This window comes from Klebsiella sp. MISC125 (assembly GCF_051131775.1).
In the GTDB taxonomy this organism is placed as follows: domain Bacteria; phylum Pseudomonadota; class Gammaproteobacteria; order Enterobacterales; family Enterobacteriaceae; genus Klebsiella.
In genome coordinates, this window is sequence record NZ_CP180448.1 from 458523 (window position 1) to 475687 (window position 17165).

General features: G+C 53.6%; 11 protein-coding genes and 1 pseudogene. All 12 read left to right on the forward strand.

Annotated elements, in window-relative coordinates:
• Positions 1-34: 34 nt before the first annotated feature.
• The 12 genes and pseudogenes from glgB to ACMYSL_RS02170 all read left to right on the forward strand — a co-directional run bounded on the left by glgB (position 35) and on the right by ACMYSL_RS02170 (position 17109).
• Entirely contained in the window at positions 35-2221 is a 2187-nt protein-coding gene (gene glgB / locus ACMYSL_RS02115; RefSeq protein WP_182235150.1) for a 1,4-alpha-glucan branching enzyme, read from the forward strand.
• Positions 2218-4194, forward strand: coding sequence for a glycogen debranching protein GlgX (gene glgX / locus ACMYSL_RS02120; RefSeq protein WP_434661269.1), 1977 nt, complete (start codon positions 2218-2220; stop codon positions 4192-4194). Before glgB ends, glgX begins: the two co-directional genes overlap by 4 nt.
• Positions 4195-4275: 81 nt before the next feature.
• Positions 4276-5571, forward strand: coding sequence for a glucose-1-phosphate adenylyltransferase (gene glgC, locus ACMYSL_RS02125; RefSeq protein WP_181484625.1), 1296 nt, complete (start codon positions 4276-4278; stop codon positions 5569-5571).
• Complete coding sequence (gene glgA / locus ACMYSL_RS02130; RefSeq protein ID WP_142513338.1) at positions 5571-7004, forward strand: glycogen synthase GlgA; 1434 nt, start codon at positions 5571-5573, stop codon at positions 7002-7004. The genes glgC and glgA overlap by 1 nt, the downstream gene beginning before the upstream one ends.
• Before the next feature lie 15 nt (positions 7005-7019).
• Positions 7020-9467, forward strand: a complete 2448-nt coding sequence (glgP, locus tag ACMYSL_RS02135; protein ID WP_110274929.1) for a glycogen phosphorylase — start codon at positions 7020-7022, stop codon at positions 9465-9467.
• Between the two features lie 133 nt (positions 9468-9600).
• Positions 9601-11100 carry a PstS family phosphate ABC transporter substrate-binding protein gene (locus tag ACMYSL_RS02140; RefSeq protein ID WP_434661270.1) on the forward strand — a complete coding sequence of 500 codons (1500 nt, stop codon included), beginning with the start codon at positions 9601-9603 and terminating at the stop codon, positions 11098-11100.
• A 15-nt stretch (positions 11101-11115) separates the two neighbouring features.
• A complete protein-coding gene (locus ACMYSL_RS02145; RefSeq protein WP_434661271.1) occupies positions 11116-12639 on the forward strand; it encodes a PstS family phosphate ABC transporter substrate-binding protein in 1524 nt (507 codons plus the stop codon).
• Between the two features lie 2 nt (positions 12640-12641).
• Positions 12642-14144 (forward strand): PstS family phosphate ABC transporter substrate-binding protein, encoded by a 1503-nt coding sequence (locus tag ACMYSL_RS02150; protein ID WP_434661272.1) that lies wholly within the window; start codon positions 12642-12644, stop codon positions 14142-14144.
• A 948-nt stretch (positions 14145-15092) separates the two neighbouring features.
• Positions 15093-15221, forward strand: a pseudogene (locus ACMYSL_RS02155) (PstS family phosphate ABC transporter substrate-binding protein); the annotation flags it as partial.
• Complete coding sequence (locus ACMYSL_RS02160) at positions 15221-15928, forward strand: hypothetical protein (RefSeq protein ID WP_434661273.1); 708 nt, start codon at positions 15221-15223, stop codon at positions 15926-15928. The pseudogene ACMYSL_RS02155 and the gene ACMYSL_RS02160, both read left to right, overlap by 1 nt.
• Entirely contained in the window at positions 15925-16344 is a 420-nt protein-coding gene (locus tag ACMYSL_RS02165; protein WP_434661274.1) for a hypothetical protein, read from the forward strand. Before ACMYSL_RS02160 ends, ACMYSL_RS02165 begins: the two co-directional genes overlap by 4 nt.
• A gap of 12 nt (positions 16345-16356) precedes the next feature.
• Positions 16357-17109, forward strand: coding sequence for a hypothetical protein (locus tag ACMYSL_RS02170; protein WP_434661275.1), 753 nt, complete (start codon positions 16357-16359; stop codon positions 17107-17109).
• Positions 17110-17165 lie beyond the last annotated feature (56 nt).

A 17165-nucleotide genomic window follows, 5' to 3' on the forward strand; every position in this document is an offset into this window, starting at 1 on the left:
CAGGAAAAGGCGGCACTTACAACAGGATGAAACCATGTCTAATCGTATTGATAGGGACGTGATTAATGCGCTTATCGCTGGCCATTTTGCGGATCCTTTTTCCGTACTTGGTATGCATTGCACCGAAGCCGGGCTGGAAGTTCGCGCATTATTACCTGACGCCACCGATGTGTGGGTCATTGAACCGAAAACCGGACGCAAAGTCGGCAAGCTTGAATGCCTTGACTCGCGCGGTTTCTTTAGCGGCGTTCTGCCGCGACGTAAAAATCCTTTTCGCTATCAGTTGGCCGTGACCTGGCATGACCAGCAAAACCTGATCGACGACCCTTACCGTTTCGGCCCTCTGTTGCAGGATCTGGACGTATGGCTGCTGTCGGAAGGCACGCATCTGCGCCCGTATGAAACGCTGGGTGCGCACGCCGATACCATGGACGGCGTCATTGGGACGCGTTTTTCAGTTTGGGCACCGAACGCTCGCCGGGTCTCCGTCGTCGGCCAGTTTAACTACTGGGACGGCCGCCGCCACCCGATGCGTCTGCGCAAAGAGTCCGGTATCTGGGAGCTGTTCGTTCCCGGAGCCGTGAACGGCCAACTGTATAAATTCGAGCTTATTGATGCCCACGGCAAGCTACGGGTGAAGTCTGACCCTTACGCTTTTGAAGCGCAGATGCGCCCGGACAGCGCTTCGCTTATCTGCGGGCTTCCGGAAAAAGTTGAGCAGCCGCAGGCGCGTAAACAGGCTAACGGGTTTGATGCGCCAATATCTATCTATGAAGTTCATCTCGGCTCCTGGCGTCGCCATACCGATAACAATTTCTGGCTGAGCTATCGTGAGCTGGCCGATCAACTGGTGCCGTATGCCAAATGGATGGGCTTTACCCATCTGGAGCTGCTGCCGGTTAATGAACATCCGTTTGACGGTAGCTGGGGCTATCAGCCAACCGGGCTATATGCGCCAACCCGCCGTTTCGGCACTCGGGAAGATTTCCGCTACTTTATCAACGCCGCACATGCTGCTGGCCTTAACGTCATCCTTGACTGGGTGCCGGGTCATTTCCCATCGGATGATTTTGCCCTTGCGTCGTTTGACGGCACCTCGTTGTATGAACATAGCGACCCGCGTGAAGGTTATCATCAGGACTGGAACACGCTGATTTACAACTACGGTCGCCGCGAGGTCAGTAATTTCCTGGTTGGCAATGCGCTGTACTGGATTGAGCGCTTTGGCATTGATGCGCTGAGGGTCGATGCGGTGGCATCGATGATTTATCGCGACTACAGCCGTAAAGAGGGCGAGTGGGTGCCGAACGAATTCGGCGGTCGGGAAAATCTTGAAGCGATTGAGTTCCTGCGTAATACCAACCGGGTCCTGGGCGAACAAACGCCGGGCGCGGTGACGATGGCGGAAGAGTCGACCGATTTTGCTGGCGTATCTCGCCCTTCATCTGATGGTGGTCTGGGTTTTTGGTTTAAGTGGAACCTTGGCTGGATGCACGACACTCTCGATTACATGAAGTTAGATCCGGTGCATCGTCGCCATCATCACGACAAGATGACTTTCGGCATGCTCTATAACTACACCGAGAACTTTGTGTTGCCGCTCTCCCACGACGAAGTGGTGCACGGTAAAAAATCGATACTTGACCGTATGCCGGGTGATGCCTGGCAGAAGTTCGCCAACCTGCGTGCCTACTACGGCTGGCTGTTTGCCTTCCCGGGTAAAAAGCTGCTGTTTATGGGCAATGAATTCGCTCAGGGGCGTGAGTGGAACCATGACGGGAGCCTCGACTGGCACCTGCTGGAGGGCGGTGATAACTGGCACCACGGCGTTCAGCGGCTGGTGCGCGACCTGAACCATACCTATCGTCACCATAAAGCATTGCACGAGCTGGATTTTGACCCTTACGGCTTCGAATGGCTGGTGGTCGACGATCATGAGCGCTCGGTATTTATTTTTGTCCGTCGTGACAAGTCTGGTAATGAAATCATCGTGGCCAGCAACTTTACCCCGGTGCCGCGTCATGAATACCGTTTTGGTATCAACCAGCCGGGGAAATGGCGCGAGGAGCTGAATACCGACTCCATGCATTACCACGGCAGCAATACAGGTAACTGTGGGGTTGTTGAAAGCGAAGCGATTGCCAGCCACGGCCGTGAATACTCTCTCTCGATCACGCTGCCGCCGCTGGCGACGGTGTGGCTGGTGCGGGAGGCACAATGATCGTGCTCACGGCAGGAAAGCCCGCGCCGTTGGGGTCTTGCTACGACGGTAAGGGAGTGAACTTCGCCCTCTTTTCCGCCCATGCGGAGCGGGTGGAACTCTGTGTGTTCGATGAGCAGGGCAACGAACGGCGTGTCGACCTGCCCACGCGCAGTGGCGATATCTGGCACGGTTGGCTCGCTGATGTCGGGCCGGGATTGCGCTACGGCTACCGCGTCCACGGCCCGTGGGACCCGGCGCAGGGGCACCGCTTTAACCCGGCGAAACTGCTGCTCGATCCCTGCTGCCATCAGGTTGACGGCGTGCTGCCTGATGATGAGCGTCTTCATGGCGGCGATTGCGACCCCGATAACCGCGATAGCGCGGCAATAGCGCCGAAATCGCGGGTTATCGATCTGCATTACGACTGGCGCGGTGATAAGCCGCCGCGCACGCCGTGGGGTCAGACGGTCCTTTATGAAGCCCACGTCAAAGGTCTGACGTACCTGCATCCTGAACTACCCGAGGCGATTCGCGGCACTTACAAGGCTTTGGGTCACCCGGTGATGATCGACTACTTCCGCACGCTGGGTATTACTGCACTAGAGTTAATGCCGGTGGCGCAGTTCGCCAGCGAGCCGCGTCTTCAGCGGATGGGGTTAAGCAACTACTGGGGCTATAACCCATTGGCGATTTTCGCCCTCGATACGCGCTACGCCAGCGAGCCGGAACGGGCGCTCAATGAGTTTCGCGATGCGGTAAAAGCCCTGCACGCCGCGGGCATTGAAGTGATCCTCGACGTGGTGCTGAACCATAGCGCTGAAATAGATCTTGAAGGGCCGACCTTCTCCCTGCGCGGAATCGACAACCGTAGCTATTATTGGATCAGAGAAGACGGTGATTATCACAACTGGACCGGCTGCGGGAACACCATCAACCTCAGCCATCCGGGCGTGGTTGAGTATGCCCGTCAGTGTCTGCGTTTTTGGGTGGATGAGTGTCACGTTGATGGTTTTCGTTTTGACCTGGCGTCAGTCATGGGGCGCACGCCGGAGTTTCGTCAGGATGCACCGTTGTTTGAGGCTATCCGGAACGACCCGCGCCTGGCGGAAGTGAAGCTGATCGCTGAACCCTGGGATATTGGCCCCGGCGGCTATCAGGTCGGTAATTTTCCGCCGCTGTTTGCTGAATGGAACGACCATTTCCGCGATACCGCGCGTCGTTTCTGGTTACAACAAAATGTCTCGTTGGGCGATTTCGCTCAGCGGTTTGCTGCCTCCAGCGATGTTTTTCAGCGCAATGGACGGCAGCCTGCGGCAGCGGTCAATCTGGTCACCGCGCACGATGGTTTTACCCTTCGCGACTGCGTTTGTTTCAATCAGAAACATAATGAGGCAAACGGCGAAGAGAATCGCGATGGGACTAACAATAACTACAGCAACAATCATGGTATAGAGGGATTAGAAGGGAATCTTGCTGTGATTGAACGGCGCCGTGCCAGCGTCCACGCCCTCCTGGCGACGCTGCTGCTGGCGCAAGGAACGCCTATGCTGCTGGCGGGTGACGAACAGGGTCACAGCCAGCATGGCAACAACAATGCTTATTGTCAGGACAATGCGTTGACCTGGCTGGACTGGAACCATACGAACCGCGGGCTGACCGCGTTCACCGCCGCGCTGATTCATCTGCGCCGACGTATTGCGGCATTAACCGCTAATCGTTGGTGGCAGGAGGGTGACGGCAGTGTTCGTTGGTTAAACCAGAATGCGCAGCCGCTGTCTGCCAATGAATGGCAGCATGGTGCACCGCGCATGCAGATCATATTGTCCGATCGCTGGTTGATAACGCTCAATGCTACCCCTGAGGTGGCGGAGATGGTTTTACCTGCGGGGGAATGGCGCGCCATTCCACCTTTCGCCGGAGAGGATAATCCGGTCATTATGGCTGTCTGGCATGGGCCCGCGCACGGAGTGTGCGTATTTCAAAGGTCGTAAACCTCGAGGCTTCCGGTTGGTCTCGAAGCGGCGGCGCGGCGAGAAGGGCAGGCAAGCTGGGGAGTAAAAAAGGAGTTAATTATGGTTGGGGTAGAAAAGAACGATCCGTTGATGCTGGCACGTCAGTTGCCGATCAAATCTGTTGCGCTGATCCTTGCCGGGGGACGTGGTACCCGTCTGAAGGATTTAACCAATAAACGTGCGAAACCTGCTGTCCATTTCGGCGGTAAGTTCCGTATTATCGATTTTGCGTTATCTAACTGTATTAACTCAGGTATTCGCCGCATCGGCGTCATCACCCAGTATCAATCACATACTCTGGTGCAGCATATCCAGCGCGGCTGGTCGTTCTTCAATGAAGAGATGAACGAATTTGTCGACCTGCTGCCCGCCCAGCAAAGGATGCAGGGCGAAAACTGGTATCGTGGCACGGCGGATGCGGTGACGCAGAACCTCGACATCATCCGCCGCTATAAGGCGGAGTATGTGGTGATCCTTGCGGGCGACCATATTTACAAGCAAGACTACTCACGCATGCTGATCGACCATGTCGAAAAAGGGGCGCGTTGCACTGTGGCCTGTATGCCAGTGCCCATTGAAGAAGCACCGGCGTTTGGCGTGATGGCGGTTGACGAAAGCGAGAAGATTATCGATTTCGTCGAAAAACCGACTAACCCACCGGCGATGCCGGGGGATGCGAGCAAATCGTTGGCGAGCATGGGTATCTATATCTTTGATGCGGATTACCTTTATGAGCTGCTGGAGGAAGATGATGGCGATGAGAACTCCAGTCATGACTTTGGTAAAGACATCATTCCAAAGATAACCAAAGCTGGCATGGCTTATGCACATCCTTTCCCGCTCTCCTGCGTGCAGTCAGACCCGCAGTCTGAGCCGTACTGGCGCGATGTCGGTACCCTTGAAGCGTACTGGAAAGCCAACCTCGACCTGGCTTCGGTGACCCCGGAACTGGATATGTACGATCAGAACTGGCCGATTCGCACCCATATGGAACCTTTGCCGCCAGCAAAATTCGTCCAGGACCGCTCAGGCAGTCATGGGATGACGCTGAACTCACTGGTATCCGGCGGCTGCATTATCTCCGGCTCCGTGGTCGTTCAGTCGGTGCTGTTCCCGCGCGTGCGGGTGAATTCATTCTGTAACATTGATTCGGCAGTCTTGTTGCCAGAGGTTTGGGTTGGCCGTTCGTGCCGCCTGCGTCGCTGCATTATTGACCGCGCCTGCGTGATCCCGGAAGGTATGGTTGTCGGTGAAAATGCGGAAGAGGATGCACGTCGTTTCTACCGCTCGGAAGAAGGTATCGTGCTGGTCACCCGCGACATGCTGCGGAAATTGGGGTACCCACAGGAGCGCTAATGCAGGTATTACATGTATGTTCGGAGATGTTCCCGCTGTTAAAAACCGGTGGACTGGCGGATGTGATCGGCGCGCTGCCTGCGGCGCAAATTGCACAGGGCATCGATACCCGCGTGCTGCTGCCCGCGTTCCCTGATATCCGCCGCGGTATTACCGATGCGCAGGTAGTGACTCGCCGGGAGACCTTTGCCGGTCCTGTTACCCTGCTGTTCGGACATTTTGACGGCGTGGGCATCTATTTGATTGATGCTCCACATCTCTACGATCGACCAGGGAGCCCTTACCACGATACCCATCAGCATGCTTATACCGATAACGTGCTGCGCTTTGCGCTGCTGGGCTGGGTGGGCAGCGAGATGGCCTGCGGCCTGGACCCATTCTGGCGTCCTGATGTCGTCCATGCCCACGACTGGCATGCGGGCCTGACGCCTGCATACCTGGCGGCGCGCGGCCATCCGGCTAAGTCGGTCTTTACGGTACATAACCTGGCCTACCAGGGCATGTTCTACTCATGGCATATGAATGACATTGAGCTGCCGTGGTCGTTCTATAACGTTCATGGTCTGGAATTTAACGGTCAGATCTCCTTCCTGAAAGCCGGTCTTTATTATGCCGACCACATTACGGCGGTTAGCCCGACCTATGCTCGCGAAATTACCGAGCCGCAGTTTGCCTACGGAATGGAAGGTTTGCTGCGCCAGCGTCAGCATGAGGGTCGTCTGTCAGGGATCCTCAATGGTGTTGACGATAAAATCTGGAATCCGCAAAACGATCTGCTGCTGGCCACACGCTATGACCGCGATCGTCTGGAAGAGAAGGCCGAGAATAAGCGTCAGCTGCAAATCGCCATGGGGCTGAAGGTGGATGACAAAGCGCCGCTGTTTGCTGTTGTCAGCCGACTGACCAGCCAGAAAGGGCTGGACCTGGTGCTGGAAGCGCTGCCGGGCCTGCTTGAGCAGGGAGGCCAACTGGCGCTGCTGGGGGCCGGAGATCCGGTGCTGCAAGAGGGATTCCTTGCCGCCGCCGCTGAGCATCCTGGCAAAGTTGGCGTGCAGATTGGTTACCATGAAGCCTTCTCGCACCGCATTATGGGCGGCGCGGATGTGATTCTGGTGCCGAGCCGCTTTGAGCCGTGCGGTCTAACTCAGCTGTATGGCCTTAAGTACGGCACGCTGCCGCTGGTTCGGCGCACGGGCGGTCTGGCGGATACCGTTTCCGACTGCTCGCTGGAAAACCTTGCTGACGGTCTCGCCACCGGGTTTGTTTTTGAAGATAGTAACGCCGTGTCGTTACTGAGGGCTATTCGACGCACATTCGTTCTGTGGTCGCGCCCGTCGCTCTGGCGCTACGTTCAGCGTCAGGCGATGAATATGGATTTTAGCTGGCAGGTTGCCGCAAATTCTTACCGCGAACTTTATCAGCGCTTGCTGTAACCAGGAGCCAACGCTATGAATGTACCTTTTAGCTACTCATCACCCACGCTGAGCGTTGAGGCGTTAAAACACTCTATTGCTTATAAACTGATGTTTATCATCGGCAAAGATCCGGCTATCGCTAACAAGCATGAATGGCTCAACGCCACGCTGTTCGCCGTTCGCGATCGCATGGTGGAGCGCTGGCTGCGCTCAAACCGCGCCCAGCTTTCGCAGGAGGTTCGTCAGGTCTATTACCTGTCGATGGAGTTTTTGATTGGCCGAACCTTGTCTAATGCGCTGCTGTCGTTGGGGATCTATGACGACGTCAACAACGCGCTGGAAGAGATGGGGCTGAACCTTGAAGAGCTGATTGACGAAGAAAACGACCCCGGCTTAGGCAACGGTGGTCTGGGTCGCCTGGCGGCCTGCTTCCTCGATTCTCTGGCGGCGCTGGGTTTACCGGGCCGCGGTTATGGTATTCGCTACGACTACGGCATGTTTAAGCAGAACATCGTCGATGGACGACAGAAAGAGTCCCCGGATTACTGGCTGGAATATGGTAACCCGTGGGAGTTTGAGCGCCATAATACTCGCTATAAAGTCCGTTTTGGCGGACGTATTCAGCAGGAAGGTAAAAACTCGCGCTGGGTGGAAACCGAAGAGATCCTCGCCGAAGCCTATGACCAGATTATCCCTGGCTTTGATACCGACGCCACTAACACGCTGCGTTTGTGGAGCGCCCAGGCCAGTAGCGAAATTAACCTCGGGAAATTCAACCAGGGTGACTACTTCGCGGCGGTAGAGGATAAAAACCACTCTGAAAACGTCTCCCGCGTGCTCTATCCGGATGATTCCACCTATTCCGGGCGCGAGCTGCGCTTGCGTCAAGAATATTTCCTCGTTTCGGCGACGGTGCAGGATATCCTCAGCCGTCACTATCAGCTGCATAAAACCTACGCCAATCTGGCGGATAAAATCGCCATTCACCTCAATGACACCCACCCGGTGCTGTCGATTCCTGAGCTGATGCGCCTGCTGATTGACGAGCATAAGTTCAGCTGGGATGAGGCGTTTGAGGTGACCTGCCAGGTCTTCTCTTACACCAACCATACCCTGATGAGCGAAGCGCTGGAGACCTGGCCTGTTGAGATGCTGGGTAAAATCCTGCCGCGTCATTTGCAGATTATTTTCGAGATTAATGACTACTTCCTGAAGACCTTGCAGGAACAGTATCCCAGCGATACCGCGCTGTTGGGCCGCACATCGATTATCGATGAGTCTAATGGTCGTCGCGTGCGCATGGCCTGGCTGGCGGTGGTTGTCAGCCATAAGGTTAACGGCGTGTCTGAGCTGCACTCCCGGTTGATGGTGGAGTCGCTGTTCGCTGAATTTGCGAAAATTTTCCCGATGCGCTTTACCAACGTCACCAACGGCGTGACGCCTCGCCGCTGGCTGGCGGTGGCCAACCCGCCGTTGTCGAAAGTGCTTGATGAGAATATCGGTCGTACCTGGCGTACCGACCTGAGCCAGCTTAAGGAGCTGGAGCAGCACATTGACTATCCGACGGTGAATAAAGCGGTACGGCAGGCCAAGCTTGAGAACAAGCAGCGGCTGGCGAACTACATCGGCCAGCAGCTTAACGTGGTGGTGAACCCGAAAGCGCTGTTTGACGTGCAGATCAAGCGTATTCACGAGTACAAACGCCAGCTGATGAACGTGCTGCATGTGATTGCTCGCTACAATCGCATTAAGGCCGATCCTGATGCCGAGTGGGTGCCGCGAGTGAATATCTTCGCCGGGAAAGCCGCTTCGGCTTACTACATGGCCAAGCATATTATTCATTTGATCAACGACGTGGCGGCAGTGGTGAATAACGATCCGCAGATTGGCGATAAGCTGAAAGTGGTGTTTATCCCTAACTACAGCGTGAGCCTGGCGCAGTTGATCATTCCGGCGGCGGATCTCTCTGAGCAGATTTCGCTGGCGGGAACGGAAGCCTCCGGGACCAGCAACATGAAGTTCGCGCTCAACGGCGCGTTAACTATCGGTACGCTGGATGGCGCTAACGTTGAGATGCTGGAGCACGTCGGCGAAGACAATATCTTTATCTTCGGTAATACCGCGGAAGAAGTTGAAGCGCTGCGAGCCAGTGGCTACAAACCGCGCGAATACTACGAGCAGGATGAAGAGCTGCATCAGACGCTGACGCAAATCGGCACCGGTCTGTTCAGTCCGTCGGAGCCGGGCCGCTATCGCGACCTGCTGGATTCGCTGATTAACTTTGGCGACCACTATCAGGTGCTGGCAGATTACCGCAGCTATGTGGATTGTCAGGATAAGGTGGACGAACTGTATCGTCATCCGGAAGAGTGGGCCAATAAAGCGATGCTGAATATCGCCAATATGGGCTACTTCTCTTCCGATCGTACGATCAAAGAGTACGCCGACCATATCTGGCATATCGACCCGGTCAGGCTGTAGTGGGTTAAACCTTGAGAACGGGGCCAAATGATGGCCCCGTTTTTTTATGCCGTTATTTCAGATAAGTGCAGGGGAGGGAGAAGAGGACAGACGGCTTATACTCCGGCCATAGCAGGGATTTGCGGATGGAAAAATGAAAAACGCAAAATGGCTTTTGTTGTCGATAGTCATGGCATTTATTGGCGTGCCGATATTAACGCATGTGGTTGCTTTCGTGGTTGGGACGTTTGGGGCATTGGTTGCCATTGTTGAGGATAGCATTAACGTCCCCACCCGCGTCTCGGATGTTACAACGCTGCTGATGTTTATGCTGGGCGGCGGCGCAATGTTTGCCAGCGGTCGCCTGTGGGCGCATGAGAATATAACGGAAGAAAGGGCTGAATGGCGTGATTGCCTGCTGCTCTTACCCGCGCTGCTGGCGCTTCTGACCTGGATCATTCTACTGCAGTGGGCAGGGCTGAGTTTTCGCAATATTGGGGCTATCTGGCAGACCATAACGCTGCTGCCCTGGCTTGGTGTTAACGTCATATCTATTCTGAGCGGCTGGTATTGGGGCATTGTCGTTATTCCGGTCGGAACACAGCTTTGCTTTATGCTGGGATATAGCGGATCGCGCCTGAACTTGAGCACCGGTAATGCCGGCTGTTGTCGGCGTATCATGCTGGTCATTATTGCGTTGTTGAGCAGCTATGCGGCTTATCAGGCATGGCAATATAGCGAAAAATACCCTTCGAATGATTCCCCGCGTACCATCGGCGAACGTATTAATTCCGGTGATTTTGAACCTGCCGAAAATAGCAAGCTCACTGCTTTGCAGGGGGAGTCTGAATTAAAATTAATGCATAACTGGCCGCGAATGGACGGGGCGACGGCAGCGTTGCCGCTGTATGCGTCAGCGTTTTATGGCTTGAGCGTATTACCTGCTGATGTCCGGTCATGGGAGTATCTGCAAAATTCACGCACGCCTGAAGCCTGGAATAATCTTATCGCGGGCAAAACCGATATTATTTTCGTCGCTCAACCTTCCGCAGGACAAAAACAACGGGCGGAAGCATCCGGTGTAAAACTGATTTATACCGCCTTCGCTCGTGAGGCTTTTGTTTTTATTACCAACAACGAAAATCCCGTTCAGTCGCTTACCGAAGGGCAAATCCGCGATATTTTTAGCGGGCAAATTACTCGCTGGAGCGATGTAGGCGGGGAGAATAAGATTATCCAGCCCTGGCAGCGCCCGGAGGATTCCGGTAGCCAGACGATAATGTTAGCCAAGGTGATGCAGGGTATGCCGATGGCGCGGCCAACCGAGACGGAAGTCGCAACCTCAATGAACGGCGTAATTAATCAGGTCGCCGAATATCAAAATACGCGTGGGGCGATTGGCTACACCTTCCGCTATTACGCAACCCAGATGAATGACAACAAATATATTCAGCTACTGGCAATCAATGGCATCGCACCCTCAGTAGAAAATATTCATAACGGGACTTATCCCTACGTTGCGGATGTTTATATGGTCACTCGTGAAAACCCGACGCCGGAAACGCAAAAACTGGTGAATTGGTTTGTCAGTCCGCAGGGGCAGCGGCTGGTGCAGGATGTGGGCTATGTGCCGCTGTATCCAGTGGCGAAATAAAGGGATGTTGAAGAATTGAAGAACTGGTTGAAAACCCTGGTGCTGGCGTTTATCGGCGTGCCGATATTGGCGCACATCATTGCGTTTATTTTAGCGTCATTGATTAATTTTGTTGCATTTTACTCTTTTAAAATGCAGCTCGCATTAGGTAAGGATGTCTCGATTGAAGAGACGTTCCTGTGGTTTGTGTTTACCCCTGGCTGCGTGGTGATGCTTATCATCGGCTGGCTGTGGGCGCGGTACACCAGGCCCGTGCTTAACACTCCTTTTCGCCATTGCCTGCTGTTGTTGCCTGCATTGCTGGTGTTGGTGGCGTGGGTGGCGATTATGCAGTACACCGGGTATAGCTTTGTTAGCAAAGCCTATACAAATCTTTTTTTCTGGTCTCTCCCCTGGTGGGGAGTCGATCTGATTGCGCTGCTTTCCGGCTGGTACTGGGGAATGGTGCTGATTCCCGTGGGCTCGCAAATTGGCTTTACGCTGGGATATTACTGGCGTAGCCGTCAGCAAACGGTGTCTGAAAATGGGCGGCGTTACCGTTTGAGTATGGTGGTGATTTTGGCGTTGTTGAGCCTGGCTGCGTTGTGGCAGGCCAAACAGCGTGCGGATAAATACGTGCATATGGATAAACGGTATGGCGTTAGTGAGGTCATTGATACATTGGGAAAATATCGCCCAGATGTGTCTGGCAATAAGCTTACCCGCCTTCAGGATAAAGCGCCGTTTCAGTTTAGTGAACGCTGGCCGAGATGGGATGGCGCAACGGCGGCCTATCCCATCTATGCCTCGGCTTTTTATGCGCTGAATACATTTCCCGATACAACATCGTTTTATGACATTCGAAGCTGCTGCCTGCAAAATTCGCGAACGCCGATCGCGTATCAAAAACTCATCGACAATAAAACCGATATTATTTTTGTTGCCCAGCCCTCCGAAGGGCAGAAGAAACGAGCGCAAGAGGCTAACGTTAAGCTGACTTATACCCCTTTCGCTCGCGAAGCCTTCGTCTTTATTGTGAATGCCAATAACCCGGTGGACTCACTCACCGAGCAGCAGGTGCGCGATATCTTTAGCGGCAAAATCACCCGCTGGAACGAGGTGGGCGGTAGCGATGAGGCGATACAGGTCTGGCAGCGTCCTGCGGACTCCGGCAGTCAGACAGTAATGCTGGCGAAAGTGATGAAGCAAACGCCGATGTTACCAGCCAGGGAAACTGAAGTGGCGAGGGGGATGGGCAAGGTGCTCCGTGAGGTGGCGGACTATCAAAATACCCATAGCGCCATCGGCTACACCTTCCGCTATTACGCCACGCAGATGAACAGTGATAAAGGCATCAAGCTGCTGGCGATAAACGGTGTTTATCCTTCGGAGTCGAGTATTCGTAATGGAACCTGGCCGTATTCAACGGATGTTTATATGGTGACTCGCGAAGATCGAACGGCAGATACGCAAAAAATAGTCGACTGGTTTGTCAGTCCGCAGGGGCAGCTGTTGGTACAGAACGTCGGCTATGTACCGTTGTATAAAATGCGGAAGTAACGATGAAACGGTTTTTGTGTTCGCTGTTATTGTCGCTGGTCGGCGTGCCGTTGTTGGCGCACGGCGTCTCTTTTCTGGCGGTGATGCTGTTGCTAAAGACAGAGTCGTTTTTCACTCCGTGGCCGATCGAGAAAGAACCCGTAATATTCTATGTTCCCTGCGCGGTCGTGATGCTGGGGTTGGGATGGTTATGGGCCAGATTTACGCGACCAGAAGCTAACAGCGCGGCGCGGCAATGCGTGCTGCTGGTTCCCGCGCTGCTGGTTTTAATCGCCTGGGTTCTTATCCTGAACCACCATGACCTGAGCTTTCGTCGTACCCGTTTTTATTACTACAACTATCTGATGCTGGGAGCTTTCCCCTGGTACTACATTAATCTTGTTGTGCTATCGCTTGGCTGGCTGTGGGCGATGGTGGCGATCCCCGTGGGTACGCAGATCTGCTTTACGTTTGGGTGCTACTGGCGAAACCGCCATATTATCGACACTCCGCGAGCGATGAGGTGGCGGCGTATTATTGTGCTGCTGCTCGTTGCGTTCGGTATTGTCGCCGCCTGGCAGGCAAAATTACGTGCTGATAAATATGCCAGCGTGACTAAGCGGGATACCGTGCGTGAATATACTGGCCAATGGGATTACCGCCCTAATATCGCGAATAGCAGGCTGGTAGCATTGCATGGCGCGCCCCCTTTTAGATTTAACGAACGCTGGCCGCGGCAAAATGGTGCCACGGCGATGTACCCGCTTTACGCTTCGGCATTTTTTGCTCTGAATACCTTTCCGGCTGAGACCCAGATGTATGAAATTGAGCGAGACTATCTGGCTACATGGACCACACCGCAGGCGTATGAGGCGCTAATTGCGGGCAACGCCGATATTATTTTCGTCGGCCAGCCCTCCAATGAGCAAAAAAGGCGCGCCCAGGATGCACAACTGAATCTTCTTTATACGCCCGTGGCCCGCGAGGCGTTTGTTTTTATTACCCGAGCGGATAACCCGGTAGATTCATTAACTCAACAGCAGGTTCGCGACATTTTTAGCGGCAAAATAACCTGCTGGTGCGACGTCGGTGGCGACGATCGTGAAATTGAGGTCTGGCAGCGCCCGGAAGGTTCAGGCAGCCAGACCGCGATGCTTCTCGAAGTGATGAAAGATACGCCGATGCTTCCAGCAAAAGAGACCGAAGTGGCGCGGAGCATGAGCGGCATTATGCGGTATGTCGCGGATTATCAGAACGTCCGCGGGGCGATTGGCTACACCTTTCGCTACTACGCGACGAAAATGAACGCGGATAAAAATATCAAACTGCTGGCGATCGATGGCATTGCGCCTGTGGTAGACAATATTCGTAACGGCGCTTATCCATATAGCGTTGATTTCTATATGGTGACTCGTGAAAACCCAACGCCGGAAACGCAAAAAATAGTCGACTGGTTTGTCAGTCCGCAGGGGCAGCGCCTGGTGCAGGATGTGGGCTATGTGCCGTTGTATAAAATACAGGAGTAGGAAAGTATGAAAGGGAATTTAAAATATATTATTGCTACTTTGTTGATGGTGTTTTTTTTCCTGCCGCTGGCGGCGAGTTTTGTTGTTTTTATTCTTACGTCAATAATCCCTTATTTGGGCTTCTCTTATCTATTGCTTATTGTGGCGGCGATTATGGGCCTTGCGGCACCATTATCACTAGGCTACGGCTGGCGACATCTCATCCGTCCTGCGGAGAGTGAAACTCTACGCTACGCGGTTCTCTCGGCGCCAATCTTTTATTATTCTGTTGTCTGGCTGCTGGTGGCGATATTTAGTCATCTTAATCTGGTGGATACTCTGGTCAGAATTCATTATTACCTGATGATAATTTACGCAGGTTATCAATGGACCGCGCTATACAATGGAATATTATATGGTGGGACGGTGGTAGCCCTGACGGTTCAGTTTCTCTTTTTGGCTGGATATTATCTGGCAGATCGCTGGGCGAATCCTCTGCTTACTTTCCCCACCGCGCGGAAGCATATTTTTTTACCCATGTGGGGATGCCTGATTCTGTCTATTGCCATGATGTTATTTCGTCCCGCACATATTGCATCGGTAACAATGAATGATGCTCATACGGAGCGGTTATTAACCATCGCCTGGCAGGCCTGGCCGGACATAAGAATTAAAGATAACTGGCCGAGACTTGATGGCGAAGAGGAGAGCTGGTCATTGTACGCCGCTGCCTTTTATCGTCTGTATCGTGGAGTGCCCGATGAAAATGATTATCTGCAACGTAATGACCAACGGGCGTTTGAGCGATTGTTGGCTGGTGAAAGCGATCTGCTGATCGCTACTGCCGATCCGCACAAGCAAAAAGCTCTGGCCCAGGAGAAAGGCGTGCAGTTGATGATGACGCCTGTTGCTCAAACGCGGGGGATTCTGGCGAGGAGCAAAACGCAAAAGCAGCCGCCAGTCGGGACGCTTTATATCATCACCCGCGAAAACCCAACGGCGGAAACGCAAACTTTGGTGGACTGGTTTATCAGCCCACAGGGGCAGGCGATGGCGCAGAATTTGGGTTATGTGCCGCTATATCCGGTGGCAGAATAATGGAAGAGGTTAAATTATATATACAGCTGGCGGGCATTGATCCTGCCAGCGGCGCTGATATCCAAATTGCGCGATGTGAGTCCACCGTCTGGCATAAAGATATTGTGGCGGAGCTGATTAATCAGGTTCTCGATGAAAGCGAGAAATTTATTGGGGCGCAAGGGCTGGAAGCGCTGCATGTCTACGATGTGGTGTTAGGAATTGGCTTAATATCCAGCGGTATCTGGCCGGGTTTTTCTCTGGATCCCGATACGATTAGCCGTATTAGCGACTGCGGCGCGGCGCTGGACTTCGATCCTTATATTGAAAATGTGCCAACGCATACCTGTGAGCGTGAAACTCACGATGATTTCACGATAGCGTTTTCCGCGCTGGGTTTTCATCACCAGCGAAGCGTTATCGCAATTCGTGCGCTTAGAGAATACGCCAACGTGGCAGATGTTTTCATCTTTCAGGTATTTAAAGATGCCTTGAAATACCACAACGATAATAGCCTGCGGTTATTCAGGAAAAAGCAGTCGGAGCTGACGCTATATGCCCGATATTATCAGGCTGAAAGCTGTGGTGATGAAGGTTGTACGACATGTCATGAGTCGTGTACCCGGCCCGGATTTCATTTGCCGCGTGACGTTTTTATCCGGCTCAATGCCGCCAATGCGAGCTTTCAGTATTGCCCGTTCGAAAAATACCGGTTGTCGGTACGATGAGGTTGGGCTTAGTGCTGATAATAGCGATCGCGCTGACCGCCTGTGACGATCGCGTGGAAAGCCATTTCCCTGACTACGCCGCCATACCGGAGCAATCCGGGGTCTGGACCTGGCTGCCGTCGTTCTTCCCGCCTTCCGCCAGCGAAATAGTGATAACCACGAACCTGGATCTTAATCTTTTTTATGCTGATTTTGACGTGACGGGCGACGATGAGCGCACCCGTTTTGAAGCCACGTTGGGCGAGGTGAGTGGCGTTCAGTTCATCGACGCTTCTCATAAAAGCTGGTGCAAAGCGGGAAAAACGATCTGGAACCACGAAGCGCAGGAAAAGCCATTCTTTATCACGAAAACAGGCGTGGAGCGCTACCGTATCACTAATGATGAGCCCGTATGCAGCGGCTTTTTGTCGAAATAGAGAGAGGTTTATATGCAACCCAGCGCCGCGATGAACGATCTGATTGAACAAGGCTATCATCTTTTTCGCCGCTACCGAGTACCTGCTCATTTTAACGTTTGTTGCCATTACTGTTTCAGCGCGGAACAGCAGCGAGCGCTGCGTGAAATCTCAATACGCGCCGTTCCCTTTGAGTTAATGATGGCCTGGAATAGCAGCAGTAACCCGGAGCCGCAGGATAGCGACGAAATCCGTTATTTATTGCCGCGTTTGTTAGAGCTGATTGCTCAGCGGGAATTTCCCGGCATATATGCGGGGATCTGCCTGCGGCGTGTTGGAGAAACGGATATACGGCGCTGGAGGGCCGATGAACGGTTGTTTTTACTGCATTTCGGTCAGCAGTTTATGCGCGACTGGCTATTACCAGGCGACGCGGTGGATCTGTATTTAATACTGGAGCTGTTCTGGTTTGGCGGACTGAATATCGAGTCCCTGCTGGATACGGTACTGGAAGAGGCGGACTACTGGGCAACCGTGTCGCTGGCCAGGCTTCTTTGCACATACCGTAGCACGCTTACTGAAGGCGATAGTGAGGATGAATCTATTGCCCGGCAAATCAGCGCCTGGGCAAAGCACGCACGACCACTGCTGATTGAACGCGCCGGGCAGGCGATTGAAGTGCCGATGAAGCAGTCTCAGTATTATGCTGGCTCTTCTTTAGATATTGATAGCTGGATGATTGATGAGTGTCTGTGCGCCATGCACGAGGGTTTATGGCAAAGCTAAAGAAGGAGAAAACTTGGGCAGCCTCAGATTACTAACAAAGTACGTGCTTCAGGAAT

Bases quoted from the DNA above. Each gene is read 5' to 3' on its own strand.
- glgB (WP_182235150.1), top strand. From the start codon at position 35: ATGTCTAATCGTATTGATAGGGACGTGATTAATGCGCTTATCGCTGGC.
- glgX (WP_434661269.1), top strand. From the start codon at position 2,218: ATGATCGTGCTCACGGCAGGAAAGCCCGCGCCGTTGGGGTCTTGCTAC.
- glgC (WP_181484625.1), top strand. From the start codon at position 4,276: ATGGTTGGGGTAGAAAAGAACGATCCGTTGATGCTGGCACGTCAGTTG.
- glgA (WP_142513338.1), top strand. From the start codon at position 5,571: ATGCAGGTATTACATGTATGTTCGGAGATGTTCCCGCTGTTAAAAACC.
- glgP (WP_110274929.1), top strand. From the start codon at position 7,020: ATGAATGTACCTTTTAGCTACTCATCACCCACGCTGAGCGTTGAGGCG.
- ACMYSL_RS02140 (WP_434661270.1), top strand. From the start codon at position 9,601: ATGAAAAACGCAAAATGGCTTTTGTTGTCGATAGTCATGGCATTTATT.
- ACMYSL_RS02150 (WP_434661272.1), top strand. From the start codon at position 12,642: ATGAAACGGTTTTTGTGTTCGCTGTTATTGTCGCTGGTCGGCGTGCCG.
- ACMYSL_RS02160 (WP_434661273.1), top strand. From the start codon at position 15,221: ATGGAAGAGGTTAAATTATATATACAGCTGGCGGGCATTGATCCTGCC.
- ACMYSL_RS02165 (WP_434661274.1), top strand. From the start codon at position 15,925: ATGAGGTTGGGCTTAGTGCTGATAATAGCGATCGCGCTGACCGCCTGT.
- ACMYSL_RS02170 (WP_434661275.1), top strand. From the start codon at position 16,357: ATGCAACCCAGCGCCGCGATGAACGATCTGATTGAACAAGGCTATCAT.